26 protein-coding genes and 3 pseudogenes are annotated in these 17,503 nt (G+C 61.7%); 14 read left to right on the forward strand and 15 right to left on the reverse strand.

Features of this window, described 5'->3' with window-relative positions; all coding sequences use genetic code 11:
- Nucleotides 1–88: 88 nt before the first annotated feature.
- Together AC07YZ_RS06455 and AC07YZ_RS06460 are read right to left on the reverse strand one after the other, a co-directional pair.
- Complete coding sequence (locus AC07YZ_RS06455; RefSeq protein ID WP_494794150.1) at nt 89–706, reverse strand: MSMEG_1061 family FMN-dependent PPOX-type flavoprotein; 618 nt, start codon at nt 704–706, stop codon at nt 89–91.
- Nucleotides 707–717: 11 nt separating this feature from the next.
- The gene (locus tag AC07YZ_RS06460; protein WP_226493970.1) at nt 718–1,101 is read right to left on the reverse strand and encodes a DOPA 4,5-dioxygenase family protein; all 384 of its coding nucleotides are present in this window, start codon (nt 1,099–1,101) and stop codon (nt 718–720) included.
- A gap of 74 nt (nt 1,102–1,175) precedes the next feature.
- Between AC07YZ_RS06460 and AC07YZ_RS06465 the strand changes: the two are divergent.
- Nucleotides 1,176–1,937: pseudogene (locus AC07YZ_RS06465) on the forward strand (tRNA-uridine aminocarboxypropyltransferase); the annotation flags it as partial.
- Between the two features lie 4 nt (nt 1,938–1,941).
- Here the strand turns inward: AC07YZ_RS06465 and AC07YZ_RS06470 are convergent.
- Nucleotides 1,942–2,391, reverse strand: coding sequence for an SRPBCC family protein (locus AC07YZ_RS06470; protein WP_494794151.1), 450 nt, complete (start codon nt 2,389–2,391; stop codon nt 1,942–1,944).
- 295 nt (nt 2,392–2,686) lie between these two features.
- Here AC07YZ_RS06470 and AC07YZ_RS06475 point away from each other — a divergent pair, with 295 nt between their 5' ends.
- A complete protein-coding gene (locus AC07YZ_RS06475) occupies nt 2,687–2,974 on the forward strand; it encodes a hypothetical protein (protein ID WP_226493968.1) in 288 nt (95 codons plus the stop codon).
- 20 nt (nt 2,975–2,994) lie between these two features.
- Here AC07YZ_RS06475 and AC07YZ_RS06480 read toward each other — a convergent pair whose 3' ends face one another.
- Nucleotides 2,995–3,321, reverse strand: a complete 327-nt coding sequence (locus tag AC07YZ_RS06480; protein ID WP_494794152.1) for a DUF2322 family protein — start codon at nt 3,319–3,321, stop codon at nt 2,995–2,997.
- A gap of 118 nt (nt 3,322–3,439) precedes the next feature.
- Here AC07YZ_RS06480 and AC07YZ_RS06485 point away from each other — a divergent pair, with 118 nt between their 5' ends.
- The gene (locus AC07YZ_RS06485) at nt 3,440–4,300 is read left to right on the forward strand and encodes a DUF3014 domain-containing protein (protein ID WP_494794153.1); all 861 of its coding nucleotides are present in this window, start codon (nt 3,440–3,442) and stop codon (nt 4,298–4,300) included.
- A gap of 9 nt (nt 4,301–4,309) precedes the next feature.
- Here AC07YZ_RS06485 and AC07YZ_RS06490 read toward each other — a convergent pair whose 3' ends face one another.
- Entirely contained in the window at nt 4,310–4,945 is a 636-nt protein-coding gene (locus AC07YZ_RS06490; RefSeq protein ID WP_494794154.1) for a hypothetical protein, read from the reverse strand.
- Nucleotides 4,946–5,041: 96 nt separating this feature from the next.
- Here AC07YZ_RS06490 and pcp point away from each other — a divergent pair, with 96 nt between their 5' ends.
- Nucleotides 5,042–5,728, forward strand: a complete 687-nt coding sequence (gene pcp / locus AC07YZ_RS06495; protein ID WP_494794155.1) for a pyroglutamyl-peptidase I — start codon at nt 5,042–5,044, stop codon at nt 5,726–5,728.
- A 66-nt stretch (nt 5,729–5,794) separates the two neighbouring features.
- Here the strand turns inward: pcp and AC07YZ_RS06500 are convergent, their stop codons facing one another.
- From AC07YZ_RS06500 to AC07YZ_RS06530, 7 genes are all read right to left on the reverse strand, one after another.
- Nucleotides 5,795–6,649: a hypothetical protein gene (locus tag AC07YZ_RS06500; RefSeq protein WP_494794156.1), complete on the reverse strand. Its 855-nt coding sequence runs from the start codon at nt 6,647–6,649 to the stop codon at nt 5,795–5,797.
- A gap of 30 nt (nt 6,650–6,679) precedes the next feature.
- Complete coding sequence (locus AC07YZ_RS06505; protein WP_494794157.1) at nt 6,680–7,153, reverse strand: hypothetical protein; 474 nt, start codon at nt 7,151–7,153, stop codon at nt 6,680–6,682.
- A 28-nt stretch (nt 7,154–7,181) separates the two neighbouring features.
- On the reverse strand, nt 7,182–7,508 hold the full coding sequence (locus tag AC07YZ_RS06510) for an EF-hand domain-containing protein (RefSeq protein ID WP_494794158.1): 327 nt from the start codon (nt 7,506–7,508) through the stop codon (nt 7,182–7,184).
- Between the two features lie 126 nt (nt 7,509–7,634).
- Entirely contained in the window at nt 7,635–7,778 is a 144-nt protein-coding gene (locus AC07YZ_RS06515; RefSeq protein WP_226493962.1) for a hypothetical protein, read from the reverse strand.
- A gap of 16 nt (nt 7,779–7,794) precedes the next feature.
- Nucleotides 7,795–8,142 (reverse strand): HepT-like ribonuclease domain-containing protein, encoded by a 348-nt coding sequence (locus AC07YZ_RS06520; protein WP_494794159.1) that lies wholly within the window; start codon nt 8,140–8,142, stop codon nt 7,795–7,797.
- Nucleotides 8,132–8,440, reverse strand: coding sequence for a nucleotidyltransferase family protein (locus tag AC07YZ_RS06525; RefSeq protein WP_226493960.1), 309 nt, complete (start codon nt 8,438–8,440; stop codon nt 8,132–8,134). Before AC07YZ_RS06525 ends, AC07YZ_RS06520 begins: the two co-directional genes overlap by 11 nt.
- Before the next feature lie 71 nt (nt 8,441–8,511).
- Nucleotides 8,512–8,835: a hypothetical protein gene (locus tag AC07YZ_RS06530; RefSeq protein WP_494794160.1), complete on the reverse strand. Its 324-nt coding sequence runs from the start codon at nt 8,833–8,835 to the stop codon at nt 8,512–8,514.
- 151 nt (nt 8,836–8,986) lie between these two features.
- On the opposite strand from AC07YZ_RS06530, the gene AC07YZ_RS06535 reads away from it, so the two are divergent.
- The 3 genes from AC07YZ_RS06535 (at nt 8,987) to AC07YZ_RS06545 (ending at nt 11,936) form a co-directional block, all read left to right on the forward strand.
- The gene (locus AC07YZ_RS06535; protein WP_494794161.1) at nt 8,987–9,940 is read left to right on the forward strand and encodes a chemotaxis protein; all 954 of its coding nucleotides are present in this window, start codon (nt 8,987–8,989) and stop codon (nt 9,938–9,940) included.
- Nucleotides 9,941–10,099: 159 nt separating this feature from the next.
- The gene (locus tag AC07YZ_RS06540; RefSeq protein WP_494794162.1) at nt 10,100–11,263 is read left to right on the forward strand and encodes a hypothetical protein; all 1,164 of its coding nucleotides are present in this window, start codon (nt 10,100–10,102) and stop codon (nt 11,261–11,263) included.
- A 55-nt stretch (nt 11,264–11,318) separates the two neighbouring features.
- Nucleotides 11,319–11,936 (forward strand): cold shock domain-containing protein, encoded by a 618-nt coding sequence (locus tag AC07YZ_RS06545; RefSeq protein WP_494794163.1) that lies wholly within the window; start codon nt 11,319–11,321, stop codon nt 11,934–11,936.
- Between the two features lie 217 nt (nt 11,937–12,153).
- Here AC07YZ_RS06545 and AC07YZ_RS06550 read toward each other — a convergent pair whose 3' ends face one another.
- Complete coding sequence (locus AC07YZ_RS06550; RefSeq protein WP_494794164.1) at nt 12,154–12,342, reverse strand: ribonuclease HepT family protein; 189 nt, start codon at nt 12,340–12,342, stop codon at nt 12,154–12,156.
- On the reverse strand, nt 12,339–12,629 hold the full coding sequence (locus AC07YZ_RS06555; RefSeq protein WP_472903138.1) for a nucleotidyltransferase family protein: 291 nt from the start codon (nt 12,627–12,629) through the stop codon (nt 12,339–12,341). The genes AC07YZ_RS06550 and AC07YZ_RS06555 overlap by 4 nt, the downstream gene beginning before the upstream one ends.
- A 174-nt stretch (nt 12,630–12,803) precedes the next feature.
- On the opposite strand from AC07YZ_RS06555, the pseudogene AC07YZ_RS06560 reads away from it, so the two are divergent.
- From AC07YZ_RS06560 to AC07YZ_RS06590, 7 genes and pseudogenes are all read left to right on the forward strand, one after another.
- Nucleotides 12,804–13,112: pseudogene (locus AC07YZ_RS06560) on the forward strand (nuclease-related domain-containing protein); the annotation flags it as partial.
- A 47-nt stretch (nt 13,113–13,159) separates the two neighbouring features.
- Nucleotides 13,160–13,414: a hypothetical protein gene (locus AC07YZ_RS06565; protein WP_494794165.1), complete on the forward strand. Its 255-nt coding sequence runs from the start codon at nt 13,160–13,162 to the stop codon at nt 13,412–13,414.
- Nucleotides 13,407–13,877, forward strand: coding sequence for a 3'-5' exonuclease (locus tag AC07YZ_RS06570; RefSeq protein WP_494794166.1), 471 nt, complete (start codon nt 13,407–13,409; stop codon nt 13,875–13,877). The genes AC07YZ_RS06565 and AC07YZ_RS06570 overlap by 8 nt, the downstream gene beginning before the upstream one ends.
- A gap of 53 nt (nt 13,878–13,930) precedes the next feature.
- On the forward strand, nt 13,931–14,170 hold the full coding sequence (locus AC07YZ_RS06575; RefSeq protein ID WP_494794167.1) for a hypothetical protein: 240 nt from the start codon (nt 13,931–13,933) through the stop codon (nt 14,168–14,170).
- A 124-nt stretch (nt 14,171–14,294) separates the two neighbouring features.
- Nucleotides 14,295–15,074: an ABC-three component system protein gene (locus AC07YZ_RS06580; RefSeq protein ID WP_494794168.1), complete on the forward strand. Its 780-nt coding sequence runs from the start codon at nt 14,295–14,297 to the stop codon at nt 15,072–15,074.
- 34 nt (nt 15,075–15,108) lie between these two features.
- On the forward strand, nt 15,109–15,279 hold the full coding sequence (locus AC07YZ_RS06585) for an ABC-three component system middle component 7 (protein ID WP_425485580.1): 171 nt from the start codon (nt 15,109–15,111) through the stop codon (nt 15,277–15,279).
- Nucleotides 15,272–16,891: a DUF2326 domain-containing protein gene (locus tag AC07YZ_RS06590; protein ID WP_494794169.1), complete on the forward strand. Its 1,620-nt coding sequence runs from the start codon at nt 15,272–15,274 to the stop codon at nt 16,889–16,891. The genes AC07YZ_RS06585 and AC07YZ_RS06590 overlap by 8 nt, the downstream gene beginning before the upstream one ends.
- Before the next feature lie 144 nt (nt 16,892–17,035).
- On the opposite strand, the pseudogene AC07YZ_RS06595 reads toward AC07YZ_RS06590, so the two are convergent.
- Nucleotides 17,036–17,341, reverse strand: a pseudogene (locus tag AC07YZ_RS06595) (glutamine--tRNA ligase); the annotation flags it as partial.
- Nucleotides 17,342–17,503: the final 162 nt, after the last annotated feature.

Consider the following 17,503-nt stretch of genomic DNA (forward strand, 5'->3'; position numbering starts at 1 on the left):
AACCCGCAGCATCTTGCCGCAGGCCGGCGCGGGGAAGGAAAAACGACTGCCGAACTATGCCATGTGGCCCGCTGCGGCGCGCTTGCGCCTACAAAGTCTGCCGGTACCGCTCCAGCATCTGCTCCTGCGTCTCCACCGGCGCGCCTGCGCTCAGGCGCTCGCCGATCTGGTCGCGCAGCATCTCGCCCATGCTCGGCAGCACCGAGCGCGCCACGTGGCGGCTGGCATCCCAGAGGGACGAACGCATCAGCGCCTTGGCGCAGTGCAGGTAAGACGCCTGCACCGTCACGCGGATCACGAGCTTGGGCACGCGGCGCGCGTCGGTGCAGAGCGCGCGGTCGGCTTCGTCGGTGCTCAGCAGCGCGCTGCCGTTCACGCGCAGCGTTTCGTCCACGCCCGGCAGCAGAAACAGCAGGCCGAGCTGGCCGGTCTGCACGATGTTTTCCAGCGTGTCGAGCCGGTTGTTGCCCGGCGCGTCGGGGATCAGCAGCGTGTGCGCGTCCAGCACCTTCACGAAACCCGGCTCACCGCCGCGCGGCGACGCGTCCTGCGCGCCGCTGGCGCCCGCGCTGGAGAGCACCACCAGCGGCGACAGGCCGATGAAGCGCGTGGCGTGCGCGTCCAGCTGCGGCAGTTCCTTCTTGGCCGAGCGTTCGCGCACCGGGTCGTAGAGGGCGCGCAGGGATTCGAGGGTGGTGATGTGCATGGGCGACTCGCTCACAGGTCGTAGGTCACCGAACGCTCGGGCAACACGCTCAGGTCCAGCGGCCGCACCGCGCCCATCCACAGGGCGCGGTCGCGGTGGTCCACCAGGTCGTTGCCGGTGATCGGGTGGATGAAGATCACCAGGCCGCCACGGTTCAGCGTGAGCCACGGGACCACCTCGGCAAACAGCGCGGCCTTGAACGCCAGCTGGCAGCTCCAGTCTGGGTGCGGGCCCACGGGCTGCTCGTGCACCCGGCCCATCTTCAGCGGAAACCTGGCCGCAGCGGCTTCGCACAGCGCGCGCGCCTGCGCCAGCGTGTCGGCGTTGAAATACACATGGGCATGCCAGCCGTGGATGGCGGGGGTGGAAGGGGTGAGGGCGGGGGGCTGGGTCATGCAAAAGATGATGGCAGATTTCAGCGCCGGCCGGCAACCCGCCCATGTCTCGCGGCTGCGCATACATTTCCCGGATGCCTTCCACTTCCATCACGTCGGCCAGTTCCAACGCGGACCACGCCGTCTCCCGTCTGCGCAGCGCGCGCCTGGCCGCCAGCAGCAAACCCTATGTGGCCCGCGGCTCGGGCGGCGGGCGCTGCGCCGGCTGCCGCCTGATCGCCAGCCACTGCATCTGCGCCCTGCGCCCGGCGGTGCCCACGCGCGCGGGCGTTTGCCTGATCATGGGTGACATCGAAGCGCTCAAGCCCAGCAACACCGGCTGGCTCATCGCCGACGTGGTGGCCGACACCTGGGCCTTCGGCTGGTCCCGCACGGCGGTGGACCCGGCCCTGGTTGCGCTGCTGGCCGACCCGCAGTGGCAGCCCTACGTGGTGTTTCCGGCCGAATACGCGTCGCCGCAGCGCGTGGTCTCGGATCTGCAAATGACCGCGGGCAACGAAGCCGAGGCCGGCGGCAAACGCCCGCTGTTCGTGCTGCTCGACGGCACCTGGGCCGAGGCACGCAAGATGTTTCGCAAGAGCCCCTACCTCGACCGCCTGCCCGTGCTCAGCCTGCACCCCGAGCAGGTCTCCGGCTACCGCCTGCGCCGCTCGGCGCACCAGCACCATTTCTGCACCTCCGAGGTGGCGGCGCTGTGCCTGGCGCTGGCCGGTGAAACCCACGCGGCCGACACCCTCGCGGCCTGGCTCGACGTGTTCAGCGCCCACTACCTCAGCGTCAAACGGCACCAGCCGCTGGACCGCGAGAGCGAGGCCCACCAGCGGCTGCGGGCGCTGGGGCTTACGCCTGCGGAATCTCCGCCTCCACCAGCAGCGCCAGCAGCTGCAGCGACTGCTGCCAGCCCAGATAACAGCCTTCCACGGGAATCGCGGCCGGGATGCCTTCCTGCACCGCCGTCAGCTCCGTGCCCACCGACACCGCCTTGAGCGTGATGGTGGTGATCATCTGACCGGGCAGGTTCGGGTCGTCGAACACATCGGTGTTCACGATGCGCTCGTTGGGCACCAGCTCCAGGTACTTGCCGCCAAAGGCGTGCACCTGGCCGTTGCCGAGGTTGGTGAACTGCATGCGGTAGAGGCCGCCCACCTTCGCGTCCATCTCCAGCACCCGGCCGGTGAAGCCATGCGGCGGCAGCCACTTGGCCATGGCGTCGGGGTCGAGGAAGGCGCGGTAGACGCGCTCGGGCGGTGCGGCGAAGACGCGGTGCAGATTGACGGTGCCGGTGCTCATGGTGGGTGTCCTTTCAAACTTGAACGGTGGGTCGGTGATCGTGACGCGGACGGTTCTGACGCGTCCACCTGGGTACGACGAAGCAGTGGCCCCGATTTCGACAGGACCTGTACCGGACGTCGAACTTTCTACGCGCTCTTCCCCCGGGCGCCATGTTGCAGTGCGTGAAAGTCGTGTCGTGCGGCGGGGCATGCGTTGCGTGATGGGCCTGCCCGCTCCTATCATGGGCCGCGCATCCGGGTGGTGCCGCGCGGCGGTGCCGCCGCCGTCGTGCGTGTTCTGCGGGGGCGGCGACATGAAAGACGTTGACCAACTTCCAGCCGTCAAACACGGTCTGTGGTTCTTCGCGGGCGTGACCACCTGCCACGTGCACATCGTGCGCCACCACACCCTCTATGGCACGGGCGACGCCGACGATCCGCCCGAACTCGCCCGCGACCGCGAGGTGGAGTGTTACTACATCCGCTTCGACAAACCCCACACACCCGTGCCCTGGCAAGACGGCGGCGCCGCCCTCTCGCTGCGCGAGGCCGTGTTCCTGGCCGAACGCCGGCTCGGCCCCGTGGTCTGCTGGGCGGACTGACCGCGCACGCTTTTTTTTGTTCAACCGACCACCGCGGGCACCGCCCGCACCGCATAGCTCGCCGAGCCCTGTGCCCAGGCCAGCAGGCGGTCGATGTTCGGGTGCTTGCCCGGGTGGGCGCGCGCGTCGGCCGTGTGTTCGGCGTACCAGTCCAGCCCCAGCGCCGCCGCCTCGGGTGTGATGCGGCCGCCGTGCTGCGCGGCCAGCGCCGCGTACACCGCCAGCGAACCGGTCTGGCCCGGTCGGTTTTCGATGGTGGCCAGCACCGCGCCGTGCGCGTCCAGCAGTTGCAGCGCGGCGAGGTGGTGGGTGGCGGGCAGGGTCTTGAGTCGATCGGTGAAGTTCATGGGGGTTCGAGGTGTGCGCAGCGCTTGGCGCTGCGGGCAGGGCTTGGGCGAGAAAAAACCGCAGTGTAGGATGGGCAGCCTCCCAACCCCCTTTCGAGGTGTTCCAGGTGACGAGGCCATGAACCGACAGACTTCCCGGCGACCCATCCTCATCGCTGCCCTGGTCGCGCTCGCCGTGGCGGGCTACTTCGGCTGGCGGTATTTCCAGCCCGCGCCCGCACCGGTGGCCCCGGCCGCTGCACCCTCGGCGACCGCGCCAGAGGCGCCGCCCGCGCCGGCGGCCCCCGAGCCCACACCGCCTGCCATTCAACACCCCGTCGAAGCCCCGGTGGCCGACACCGCCGGCGAGCCCGCGCCACTGCCCGCGCTGGCCGAGTCCGACGAACACGTCAGCACCTTGCTCTCGGGTTTGCTCGGCCGCAAGAACGTGCTCACCTTTCTGCAGCTCGACGGCTTCGTGCGGCGCGCGGTGGCCACGGTGGACAACCTCGCGCGCTCGCAGGCGCCGGTGATGGTGTGGCCCGTGAACCCCACGCCCCAGCGCTTCACCACGCTGCGCGGGGAAAACGGTGTGGAAACCATCCACCCCGACAACAGCCAGCGCTATGCGCCGCTGGTGCTGATGATCGAATCGGTGGACACCGCCCGGGCCGTGAACCTGTACCGCGGCCTTTATCCGCTGTTTCAGCAGGCCTACGAAGAGCTGGGTTTTCCGGGCCGCTACTTCAACGACCGGCTGGTCGAGGTGCTGGACCACCTGATCGCCACACCGGTGCCCACCGGGCCGCTGACCGTCACCCTGGTGGAGGTCAAGGGCTCGGTACCGTCCACGCGCCCCTGGGTGCGCTACGAGCTGGCAGACCCGGCACTGGAGTCGCAGTCGGCCGGGCGAAAGATGCTGCTGCGCACCGGCCCGGACCACCAGCGGCGCCTGCAGGCCAAACTCAAAGACATCCGCCAGCGCCTGGCCAAGCCCTGAGCCTGGTCCCTACAGGCTGGTCTCCAGCACCTGCGCCTCCACCTCGATCACGCCCTCGAACAGGTCGATCGCCGTGGCCGCCACCTGCGCCGTGTCGACATACGCATAAGCGCCCACGCCCACCGCGCCCACGATCGGCAGCCAGCGCGCCGCGCTCTTGCCCGCCACCCGTTGCGCCAGCTTCGCGCCAATGCGCCGGGTGAGGGTGCGGATCAGCAGCGGCGAAGCGCGCCGCACCAGCGTGCGCTGGCCCACGCGCACCACCAGGTCGCGCACGCCCTGCGCGGCCGTGTGCTGAAACAGGCAATACACCACCTGTTCGGGCGTCAGCGTGGACTGCTTGCCGTACAGGGCGGCCATGTCGGCCACCAACTGCCTCTGGATCTTCCACACGCCCACCATCTCGGGGAGGATGGTCAGCCAGCCCACGAAACCCGGCGGCAGCGCCAGCGCGCCCGCCGTCAGCGCCGCCTTGGCCGCCGCCGCGTTGGCCTTCTTGCGCGCGTCGTCCGCCGGGTTCTTGCTCTTGCGCTCTTTCGAGGCGGGCACCCTGCCCACCACGGACAGGATCGCCTGCCCGACGAGGTGCGAGCCTGCGGCCGCGGGTTGATCGGGCTCGACGGTCTTCTGCTTTCGAGGTGGCATGGGGGCTCCTTCTCGCGTCGGGTCGGCGTCCGGCCCAAGGGCCTGCGCCGAAGGTTGTCGCGGGCGAATCGCCCGCGTCGCGTCAGAATACCGCGCATGTCCACGAACCACCACCCGCCCGACGCCCGCGCGCTGCAGCCCAGGCCCCGCGTGCTGCTCACGGGCTTTGACCCCTTCGGCGGTGCCACGCTCAACCCCAGCTGGCTCGCGGTGCAGGCACTGCACGGGCGGCGGTTGCTGGGCCACACCCTCGTGGCGGCACGGCTGCCCACTGTGTTTGGCGACTCGCTGCGCACCCTGCAGGCGTTGCTGGCGCAGCACCGGCCGGCCCTGGTGGTGTGCGTGGGGCAGGCCGGTGGCCGCAGTGCCTTCTCGCTGGAGCGCATCGCCATCAACGTGGACGACGCCCCCATCGCCGACAACGCCGGCGCCCAGCCCATCGACACCCCCGTGGCGCCCGGCGCACCCGCCGCCTACTTCAGCACCCTGCCCATCAAGGCCATGCGCGCCGCGCTGCGGCGCGAAGGCCTGCCCGCCGAGGTGTCGCAGACCGCCGGCACCTTCGTCTGCAACCACGTGTTCTACGGCCTCATGCACACCCTGGCCACCCAGCCCGAGCTGCGCCACACGCGCGGCGGCTTCGTGCACGTGCCCTGGCTGCCCGAGCAGGGCACACCGAGCATGGCGCTCGACGACGTGGTGCGTGGCCTGCGCGTGGCGCTGCGTTGCGCCCTGGAAAACCGTCCACAGACCCCCGAGTTGGGCGCGGGCGCGATGCATTGACGGGGGCCGCTGGCCGGCACCTCACCGTCCCGTGCGTCCAGCGCATGTGCGATACGCCGGTGGTCCCTAACGCGTCACCGCCGGTGCTTCCATCGACCGCTCCGCCGCCGGCTGGATTGCCTGCTGCGGCGCATTCTGCGCAGGCGTCGCAGTGCGGGAGAGCGCATCCGACACTGTCATTTCGGAGATCGCGCCGCCGTGCTTCAGCGCGATGGTTTGGCCGTCCTTGCTCAGCAGATAGCGCTCAACGGGTCCGCGCTGCGCGTGGGCCGTTTCGAGGCCCAGCGTGGATTCGCTGATGGTCCTGATCTGCTCGTCGGAATAGCCGCGAGCCTTCAGTCCTGAACCGATCTGATCGGCCACCCGGTGCCAGGCTTCGTTGCCCGGGTTGGGCGCTGCCTTGTTGCCATCGGTTTTCTCGACCCGTGGTTCGAAGGGGGTTTCGTGGTCGCCAAACTTCTTCACATACGACGAGATCGGCGTGCCATTGCCGTCCTTGCCGTCGATCTTGCCGTTGGACGTGACATAGTCTTTCAGTCCCCCCACGCCCAGAAGGTGGGCCCCGGCGAGCAGGCCGCTTTCCGTGATCTTCACGCCATCCGACAGGGTTTGCCCGACATGCTTGTCGAGACCGTAGTGCCGGATGTAGCCCCACTGGACCTTCATGTAGTCACCGATGGCATGCTCCTGGGCGGTGGGAGATCCCAGGAAGTCGTCCTTGCTGCGAACGCCATCCTTGCCGGTCCAGGTGCCGGCCCAGTCGTTCTTGCGGGTGCCGTCCTTCTGGTAGTAGCCGCTGTCGATCAGTGCGGGCTCTCCCATCTGGTACTTGCCCAGGTAGCCAAGGGAGTTGGTGACGTCATATCGACCGCCCGATTCCTTGGCCGCCACCTTTTCCAGAAACTCGTCGTATGTCGGCATGTTGTCGTTCCTCCCCGTGGTGTTTCCAGATCAGGGGCAGCGCTTGCCAATGTCGTACCGGCTGCCTTGCCAGCGCCAGACCGGCGAGCAGGACCCACCGCTGACCGAGACGTCCGCGAGTCCGAGGGTCCGGGAAGGCAGGGCCCGAATCTCCCCCTCGCTCAAGGAGAACTGCCGGACCCAGCGTCCCTCCGACTTGACCCACAGCTCGGACAACTGACCGGTCCGGCCCAGGCAGCTGGAGCCGCTCCGGGTGATCGTCATCGCTGGCGTCTGCCCGGCAGCGTCCAGGGCCAGCGCCTTGACCTCGTAGTCCAACTTCTGGTTTGCGCATCCGGGATCCGTCACCGACCCCTTCTCAGCCGTCAGCAGTCCGCCCGTGGCTTCCTTTGCCCAAGTCGCTGCGGACGATGCAGAGGCGGATGTGTTGGAGGCGGACGGCGCGGCGCAGGCCGTCAACCACGCGACCAAGCAGAGGGCCGCAACAGAGCGAATCTGAATCATGAAATCTCCCTGAAAACACCGGTGCTGATTATTCTAGGGGGCGGTTCTGGACGTGCCGGCTCTGGCTGGCGTCAAACTCTTCGCGGCTGAGGCCTGCGTCGCCGTTGGTGTCGATGTCTTTGAAATCCAGCGCCTGACTCAAACCGCGCATGGCGCGGCCTTCGGTGGCGCGCTCGGCGATGCGCTTGCTGCGGGCGTCGGTGAACTCCGGCTCGGTGATGCGGCCGTCACCGTTGCCATCGAAATCGGCGAAGACGGGCATACTGCCCGGCCCCATGGCGCGCGCCGGTGGCTGGGCAGCGGCGGGCAGGGCAATGAACAAGGCGGCCAGGCTGGCCATGCAAGACAGTTTCATGGTGTGCTCCTGAAGGGGGGAACCTGCAGGATGGCCCTCTGGCGTTCCACGCACCTTGCGAACCGTCAAGCGAGAGAACGGCAACCATGCCTTTGGTGCATGTAGAGATGGGGGCATGTGTGGAGCTCAGACCTGCCACACCCCAAACCCCGCCGAGCGCAGGTCGATGCCGATCTCCACCTCGCGCGCCTGCGCGGCGTTTGTACGGAAGCCTTCGTACAGGTCGAGGTGCAGCTCGATCACGTAGACGTGGTGGTGAGGGCCGGGCATGTACTGCCCCCTCCCATCAGTTGCCGAGTTCGTCCAGCAAAGCCTGAACGGCCGACAGCAAACCTGGCAGAGCGTTCTGGGCGATGTTCCAGACCGTGTCCGGATTGATGGTCGCGTAGCCGTGGATCAGCTGGTTTCTGAAGGCGACGACCTGTGGCACGTCCGGGATGCGAGCTGCCAAGGGGGCATCAAGCTTGGTGAGTTGTTTGAGCGCCTCGCCAATCACTTCGAACTTGCGCTCCACCGCAGCCTGCACCAGCTCGTTGCCCACATAGGCTGTGGCGTCCAGACCTGTCGTGAAAGATTGGATCGCCTGCGCAGCCTCGCGCACATCCCACAGAAAAGCACGTGGGTCACGCTGCATACACAGGCTCGCGGTGGCGGTTGATGCTGGCCAGCACAAAGGGATTGCGCACCGCGCCCGGTTCCACCAAGTCCACACCGCGGCCCAGCAACTTTTCGAGCTCGGCCTTGGCGCCGTAAAAGCTGTTCAGGTCGGGCCGTGCGTCCGACTCAAACTCGACCAGAAAGTCCGCGTCGCTGCGGGCGGGGTCAAAGTCATCGCCTCGCGCCGCCGAGCCAAACACCTCCAGCCGGCTGATGCGGTAGCGCTGGCAAATGGCAGAGATGCCGGAGCGGTGTTGAGCGATGGCGGGGTGCATGTGGGCGAGTGTAGCCACAGGGTGCCAGCGGGGACAAGCCGGGTTGGGCGGTTGTGGAACAACCACCCATCTCAGGCCTGCCACACCCCAAACCCCGCCGAGCGCAGGTCGATACCGATCTCCACCTCGCGCGCCTGCGCGGCCTTGTACGCCATCGGGTTGAAGCCTTCGTACAGGTCGGGCAGCAGCCGCAAGCCGTACTTCTGCACATAGGCGTTGGATTGAATCCCGGCCTTGTGCTTGTCAAAGCGAACGTCCGGGTCCAGCCCGGTCATGCCCACATAGACACAGGGTTTGCCGTCCACGTAGCCGGGGTTGCACCGGCGGAACTTGGGCTCCAGCAGCACGTCGGGGTGCAGCTCGATCACGTAGACGTGGTGGTGTGGGCGGGGCATGGATGCATCACACAATGGATAAACGGATTGTCGCCCTGCTGATGTACCTTGGCTAAAACCCGAACTGCGCAGCCTTTGCAGGGCACTTGTGCGCTTAGGCAAACGGCTTCGGCACATATCCTGTGGGAATCCAAAACAGGAGGATTCCCACATGACCACCGCGTTGCACGACATCGAAGAGCGCACCAACCTCACAGGCAACAACAAGTTTGAATTGCTGTTGTTTCGCCTGGGCGAAGCGCCGGGGACGGACCGCCGCGAACTGTTTGGCATCAACGTCTTCAAGGTGCGCGAAATACTGGTCATGCCCATCATCACCGCCATCGCCAACGCACCGGCCAACGTGATCGGCGTGGCCAACATCCGCGGGCAGATCATCCCCGTGATCGACCTGCCCGCCGTGGTGGGCTGCGTGCCCAAACGCGGGCTCACCATTCTGATGGTGACCGAATTCGCCCGCACCACCCAGGCCTTTGCCGTGGAAGAGGTGGACGAAATCGTGCGGCTGGAGTGGAACAACGTGCTGGCCGCAGAAGGCAACGGCGGCGGCCTGGTGACCAGCATCGCCAAGCTCGACGGCGATGGTGAAAAAGGCCGGCTGGCCCAGGTGCTGGACGTGGAGCAGATCCTGCGCAACGTCATGCCCACCGCGCAGGACGCCATCACCCCGCAGACGGTGGGCGCTGCGGTGAATCTGCCCAAGGGCTCCATCATCCTCGCCGCGGACGACTCGCCGGTGGCGCGCATGATGATCGAACAAGGGCTCAAAGCCATGGGCACGCCCTACGTCATGGCCAAGACCGGCCAGGAAGCCTGGGACCGCCTGCAAGCCTTTGAAGACGAAGCCCATGCCGAAGGCAAAACGGCACACGACAAAGTGGCGCTGGTGCTGACCGATCTGGAAATGCCGGTGATGGACGGCTTCACGCTCACGCGCAACATTAAGCAGGACCAGCGCTTCAAATCGATCCCGGTGGTGATCCATTCGTCCCTGACGGGATCGGCCAACGAAGCGCACGTGAGCTCCGTGGGGGCCGACGCCTACGTGGCCAAATTCGTGGCCTCCGAACTGGCCGCCACCATCCGGCAGGTGCTGAAGCACTGAGCGGTACGGGGGCGCGGCTTCAATGCGGTGGGGTTGGGCCACCAGCCCTGAACGATATTTCCGCCACGTCGGAAGGCACCCCCCCCAGTCGCGTAGCCGGGGATCGGCTTGTCGTTCCTAGAATGGGATGGTCCGCAGCTTACGGGACCAGGGAGCCACATGAAAGAAACAGCCACCACCAGTGGGGCAACCAGCGAAACCATTTCGCCAGACCAACCAGCAGACAAACTGACCATCGACCATGTGGCGCGCACGGGCAACCGGGCACTGGCCTTCGTGCGCGAGTTCCCCTGGGTGGGGCTGGGTGTGCTCAGCGCCGGCCTTGGCGTGTTGATCCTGTACGCCTACTTCCGTGGCATGGGCCATGTCCCCACCGACTTCGCGACCGTGCTCGGTGCTGGGGTGGGCATTGCCGGAGTGACGTTTGCCTACCTGTTGGCGGTGGTGTTGGCCTTGATCGTTCCTCATGCCGTCTTCACGCAGATGGAGTCCCTCAAAGCCACGCCCTGGCACCCATGGTCAGGACCGCTGAAGGGCGCCAACAACCTGCTCATCGGCGCCCAATGGCTCAGCGTCGGGCTTCTGTTCTCTTCTGTTGCTTGGGGGCTGTGGCGCGACTGTGTGCCCGGACTTGCGTATGTGTTGATCCCGGCCGTCGTCTTGGTTGTTGCAGGCGGTGCCATCGTTTTGCACGCGGGCCCGAGGCGCGCTATTTGGCGTTGGACGACGACATGGAGCTTTGTGCAGTTGTTGCTGCTTTCGTCGCTGCCGCTGCTGGTTCTCAGCGACCTGTTGATGCCCACCGGCACCACGTCTGAATGGGACTACCTGCTTTGGTTGCTGGTTTGGCTGGGGCTTACCTTCCTCATGGGTCTGCTGCCCAAAACGGCTCCGTTCTGGGCAATCGCATTGTTTGTTCCCCTCGTTTTGCCACTTGCCCTTTGGTTGTTACCGGCCATGCGGGGGCACGGCGATCTGTTCCCGCAGCGCGTCATGGAGGTAGCGGGCATCCGAACGAGCAAGGCTGTTGAACTGAAGGTGCCCCAAGCCACCTGCGAACTGATTGCCGCCACTGCCCGTTTTGGCCCAGCGGACCAAACCGCGACACCTTGCGGAACTGGCACGCCATGGGTCACTGTGCGTGCCCAGGTGCTCTCCAACCTGGGCGCCAGGTGGTGGATCGAAGTCCAGCAGGTGGGCGTCTTGGCCGTTGATCCGGCCGAAGTGCTTCGCATGAGCATCCCCGCCGATGGCGCCCAGCTTGTGCAGCGGAGGTCTGCCTCCATGCCCGAGCGGCGCAGCCAGTGCAAATCCAAATCCTGAATGCCAGCACCAACGATTCGCTGGCCACACACGCCCCGCACAACCCACATCACCCATGAACACCGTCGCAACCCGATTCAACGGCACGCTCAAGAAATGGAACACTGAGCGGGGCTTTGGCTTCGTGGTGGCTGACCATGGCGAACAGGAACTCTTTGTGCATGTGTCCGCTTTCCCACGCGATGGGCGGGCACCCGCCATCGGCGAGCCGCTGTCGTTTGAGATGGAGCTGGATAAGGAAGGCCGCAAACGGGCGGTGAGGGTGCGTCGGCCGGGCGATCCGCAGCCGAGGACCTCGCGCCACCATACGCAGGCACCAACCCATGATCCGTCGCGCCGGGTACCCGAGCGAACCGGATCGGGTTCGTTCGGTTCGGTCCTTGTCGCGTTGCTGCTGGCCGCTGGCATTGGGTGGTTTGGCTACACCCGCTACACGGAGCGCGCTGAGACAATGCAAACCGCACCCCAAAGCGTGATGAGTCCGGCGCAAACCGCGGCCCCCGAGATCCCGTCACCAGCCTTTCAGTGCGACGGCCGCAAACACTGCTCGCAGATGAGTTCGTGCAGCGAGGCGAAGCTGTTTCTGCAGAACTGCCCCGGCATGGAAATGGACGGGGACAACGATGGCATTCCGTGCGAGCAGCAGTTGTGTACTGGGCCTTTTGGTGGGTGACTCACGCTGAGGTCGTGCGCCTCCCTCCCGTATCAGCAGCGAGTTGCTGATGGTTTGCTTGGAGGCATAAGGGAAGCCAAGCTGTTTTACGTGGGTGCTACACGGGCCACGCAGCGGCTGATCATTGGCATGGGTGGGAAAGGGCGGTTTGGGCAGCGCTTGGCTGCCTGAATCTCCACTGCTCAGCCCGCCGGGAGCCTGTGCAGTGATCAGCGCCTCACGGAGTCAGTGACGCCAACTGGGTCTTCATTCCAGGCAAGTCACCCGTCACGGTCGCCCACACGATATCCAGGTCCACCTTGAAGCTGGCGGCATCCATGCCCCCCGTGTAGCTCTGGATGTTGTCAATCGCTTGCGCCATGTGCTGCAAGTAGTCCGCCGTGCGCAGCGGATGCTGGCGGCTCACAGACGCACCGCCTCGCGCAGCACCTGCTCGCGAAAGCTGTCGGGCAGGCCATTGGGGGTCAACACGTCCACCTCCATGCCCAGCAGCGCTTTCAGCTCGTAGCGGATGGCGCCAATGTCCAGCAGCGTGGTCGCGGGCGTCGGGTCCACCAGCACATCCAGATCGCTGCCCTCGACGTCGTCCCCATGGATCGCCGAGCCGAACACGCTCACACCCGCCACGCGGTGGCGCATCGCGATCTCGCGGATTTGCGAGCGGTGCAGGTTGAGGGCTTGGGAAGGGCGCATGGGGCCGAGTGTAGCTACAGGGTGACGGCGTGGACAAGACGGGCAAGGGTGCGCCCACTTGGCTAGCACGCCACTTTCTTGGTCGAAAGCTTGACCGCGTAGCCCAACTGCGCTGCCGCGTTCATCACCGTTTGGTGCATCATCCGCCCCAGGGAAGCAAATACTTACAACTCCATGGCCACACTGATACCCGCCCTGGGCGCCTGCGTTTCGCGCATGACCGCCGGCGAGCGCCGCACCGCCGAACGGCTTGAAGACAAGCTCGATGCCGACTACCTGCTCTGGTACGACGTGGCCGTGGGGCCGAAGCATCAGCACCCCGACTTCGTCGTCATGCACCCGCGCCGGGGCATCCTGATCCTGGAGGTCAAGGACTTCCGGCTCTCCACCCTCATCCAGGCCAACAAGCAGACCTGGGACATCCACGGCGACAACGGCCCCAAGACCATCGCCAACCCGCTGGAGCAGGCGCGGCAGTATGCGCAGTGCTCTCGTGAGCGGCGAACATCCGACTGAAAGGAGATACGACGATGAAAGAGCAGACGGGGCGCTACAAGGGTGGATTGCTTGGTTTTCTTGGGGAGTTCCGCTGGATATTTGGTGGAGCAGTGGGGCTGATAGTCGTTGTTATGACTGAGCCTGAAACGAACTCAGTAGAGCTGGGTTTTCTTGGGTTGTTGCTATGGATGCATTTCTTTCTAGGTGCGGCATCGGCGATCCTTGTGGTGATGTTTCTCAAATCCATCGGAATGCATCCGGACGATGAGTCTGATGGAAATGACTGAGTCCTCAGGGGAGTGGCCCGTGAGCTGCGGGCGCGACGGCGAAGCGCCGCTCATCATCCGCCTGCCCAGCCTGCGGGCCGAAGCCACGCGCGTGGCCGAGCTGCTGGGTGCCGCCCACCAGGAAGGCCACGCCTGGGGCGACATGGCCATCATCTGCCGGCACTACAGCGAGATGGACGAATGCGCTGGCGTGCTGCGCCAGCGCGGCCTGCCGCACCAGGTGCGCAAAGGCGCGGGCAGCTTCGACCCGGCCGCCGACACCATCAAGGTGCTCACCATGCACGCCAGCAAAGGGCTGGAGTTCCCGGTGGTGGCGCTGGTGGGCGCGGGCCACATGCCCACTCCCGGCGAGGACGAGCGCGAAGAAGCCAAGTTGTTTTACGTGGGGGCTACGCGGGCTACGCAGCGGCTGATCATCGGGTTGGGTGGGGACGGGCGGTTTGGGCAACGGTTGGCCGCGTGAGAAACAGACCGGGTACCTGACTAGCAATCGATCAACGCTGAAGGGAAATTCATATGTATGTGATCGTTGAAACGTTTCGTGCAGGAGGCGAGTCGTCATCAGCCAAGATTCGAGTTCGCCCGGTTGCTGGTCAGGGGTTTCCCACAACGATGCGCGTCGAATGCTCTCGCGCGATGCGTGAGTCGGCGCCTGTGGGCTCGCAGTTTCGACTTCGGGTAAAGGAAATCAGCCGTGAAGGCGGTGTACCGTTCCTGTACAGCAATCCAAACGACAAATGGGAGATGGTTGGATGAGCGTGCTTTTTGATCAAGCTATCGATTCGATGGCTAAACTCTGCAATTTCTCATAGGATTCGCTGACCAAAGTTCGGTTTTAATTTTCGATCCGTATCAATCACAACGCTGGGTAGGATTTTGAATGGCAAATAAAAGAGATATCTATAGTGACGAAGAGCACAGCATTCTCTACGCGGAGACAAAAGGAGCGTGCCCACTCTGCATGATGCCTATTTTGTTCAAAAAGCCCGGGTCGAATAAGCCGAAGAAGGGATATGAGGTTGCCCACATTTACCCATTGAATCCAACAGCGGCGCAGGCGCAAGCTCTGACGGGTTACCCGGTGCCCACTGATTTGAATTCCTTGGAGAATGTTATTGCGCTTTGTCCTACATGTCACACTAGGTACGACAAGGACTTTAAGCTTGCTGAGTTAATTAAGTTGCGAAAAATAAAAGACGACTTCTTGGATGTCAGTAAAGCAAAGCTAACTGCATCTCAATATGTCATTCAATCAGAGGTGTGTGAAATTCTGGATGCGATAGTTGGATTTGATTTTGATGATTTGAACTTAGGGCCTCCGAGCTTTGATGTGGCGACTGTTGATAAGAAGCTGAAGACCGGAATGAGTCCACTACAAAAACACGAGATCAAACAGAATGCCATCAATTTTTACGTGAGAATTCGAGATCACTTGCGTTTTCTTGAACAGCAAGACCAAGTCGCTGTTAGGATTCTGCAGAATCAAATAAAGACTTTTTACTTGGAAATGAGTAAGCAAAATCCAGGAAATAAAGATTTAGTCTTTAACTATGTTGCTCAATGGATAAGTGACAGGGCGGGTAAGCCAATACTTGCTGCAAAGGTGTTGACATCATTCTTTGTCCAAAACTGCGAGGTCTTTGATGTTGATCCCAACTAAATTTACCCGACTTGAAGAGTCCACTATTTTCAAGATGAAGAACATCTTGCTCAACAGGAACGACGGAGAGACGGTCTTAGATATATTTCTCCGAACGAAAGATGAGTTTTACGACGCAGCCGAATTTTTGCATGCAATGGATGTTTTGTATGTTTTAGACGTTCTTGATGTTGAGGTTGATTCTGGAGTGGTTGTGTATGCTTAAAGAAATAGCTTGCTCATTTTTTCGACAATCGAAGATCTCATTCCATGAGGGTCTAAATGTTGTATTAGGTGATGACGATGCAAAGAATTCGATCGGAAAATCTACGGCGTTAATGGTCATTGATTTTTCATTTGGAGGAGACAGCCTTACGGATGACAAGGCAGGTGTAATAAAAGCTCTGGGACATCACCACTATGACTTTGCCTTTCAGTTTGCTGGTGTTGTATATCACTTTTCACGATCTACAGACCAATCAAGTTTGGTGTTCAGATGTGATAAACATTATGCCCGGCAAGGTGAACAATCAATCAAAGAGTTTCGCGAATGGCTAAAGAATTCCTATGGACTTGAAGGGTCCGAGGGCTCGTTTCGCTCGCTGGTCAGTCCGTTCGCTCGAATCTGGGGTAAGGGGGAATTGGAGCCGGATCACCCGTTTGATGGGGATGTTCAAGAGTCAATGGGTATGGCGGTTGGTCGACTAATTGACCTTTTTGGGCGGAGCGATGAAATTAGCGCTGAGAAAAAGACGCTGGAAAAACAGCGGGATAGAAGAAAGCTGGTTTCTGACTCAATGAAGGCCGAACTCATTCCTAGTGTCAACAAGACTCAATACAAGGAGAATGGTGGAACTATTGCTGATGGAGTAGTTCAAATTGAAAGGTTAAAACAAGGCTTTGGCGGAGCCCTCTCTGTATATGAAACGCTGTTTGATGAAAATCTGAAAAAACTTCAGCTACGCAAGAATGAGCTTGGCGTTTTGAGGACTGATCTTCAAAATAAAATCAGAAGACTCCAGAGAGAAATTTCAGGCATCACGCCGAGATTGTCTGCCAACATTGCACTCGTGAAGGAGTTTTTCCCTGGCGTCAATGTTGAAAGAATTGAAAGGGTTGAGGCATTTCATCATCAAATTGGCGGCATTGTTAAGAGAGAACTAAAAGAAGAATTGATCTCCGCGGTAGATCGTGAAAAAACTGTTGGCAAAGAGTTGTCTGCATTGGATGATGAAGTTCAAATTGCTTTGCGCTCTAAAGGTGTGCCGGATGATCTGTTTCAAAAAGTCCTTGACTTGAAAGAGAAGACTGATAGAGCTGCGTTGGAGAATGGATACTATGATCATAAGGCGCAGTTGGATGCTGAAATAAAGAGTTCGAATCAAAGATTGGACTCAATATTTGAAAACATATTTTTAGGCATTGAGGGTGGCATTAATTCAAAACTTGCGGCATTTAATAAAGTTGTATATGGGCCGCGACGGAATAGTTCAGAATTGCGACTCAAGAGTCCAAGCTCATATAGTTTTATATCTCCCGATGATACTGGGACCGGGAAGACGTATGCTGGACTAGTAGGGTTTGATGTTGCTATGCTTTCTCTGACAAAATTACCATTCTTTATTCATGACTCGATAATCTACAAGAACATTGAAGTTCCTGCCACTATTCGAATTCTAAGAATTTTGGCGTCTGTAAAACGAAGGCAAATATTTTTGTCTTTCGATGAGGCGAAAAAATACGGTTCTCTGACTGAGCGGCTGCTGGCTAAATTTATGGTGATTCGTTTGAGTCATAATAATTTGCTGTACACCAAGGATTGGAGAAGTAAAGATTAATATTCTCCTCATTGGTTAATTTTAATTTTTGAAGGATGTTGGGTATTCGGCAGAGGTTTTATGCTTTAGCAACTGTTATTCAATAAAAAAACCCGGTGTTGCTAATAGCAACACCGGGTTTTTAGTTGAGAAAAAGCTGTTTTATTACTTCGCCCACGAATCCTTCAACCCCGACACCCGGTTAAACACCGGCTTCGCTCCCGCCGCATGATCCACCCGATCCGCCACAAAGTACCCAAACCGCTCGAACTGGAATTTCTGGTCCGGCTGGGCGGCGGCCAGTGAGGGCTCCACGTAGGCAGTCACCACTTTCAGGCTGTTGGGGTTCAGGGCTTCGATGAAGTCTTTGCCGCCGGCGCCGGGGTCGCTGAAGAGGCGGTCATACAGGCGCACTTAGGCGTTCACGCCGCTGGCCACGCTCACCCAGGTGATAGCGGCTTTGGCTTTCACATCCGGAGTCATGAGGTTAGGGAGGTCACATGAGGTCAGGAGGGTCTTGTCTCTTGCCTAAAGTAGGGTGAGGGCAAAAGGCAAGACCTCGATGCACGTTGCTGGCTGCGTTGCTGACGAAATCCTGGCAGATAATTGGAATACAACCACAGATATCGAGTC

The sequence above is a fragment of the Hydrogenophaga sp. GW101-3F08 genome (assembly GCF_059424585.1).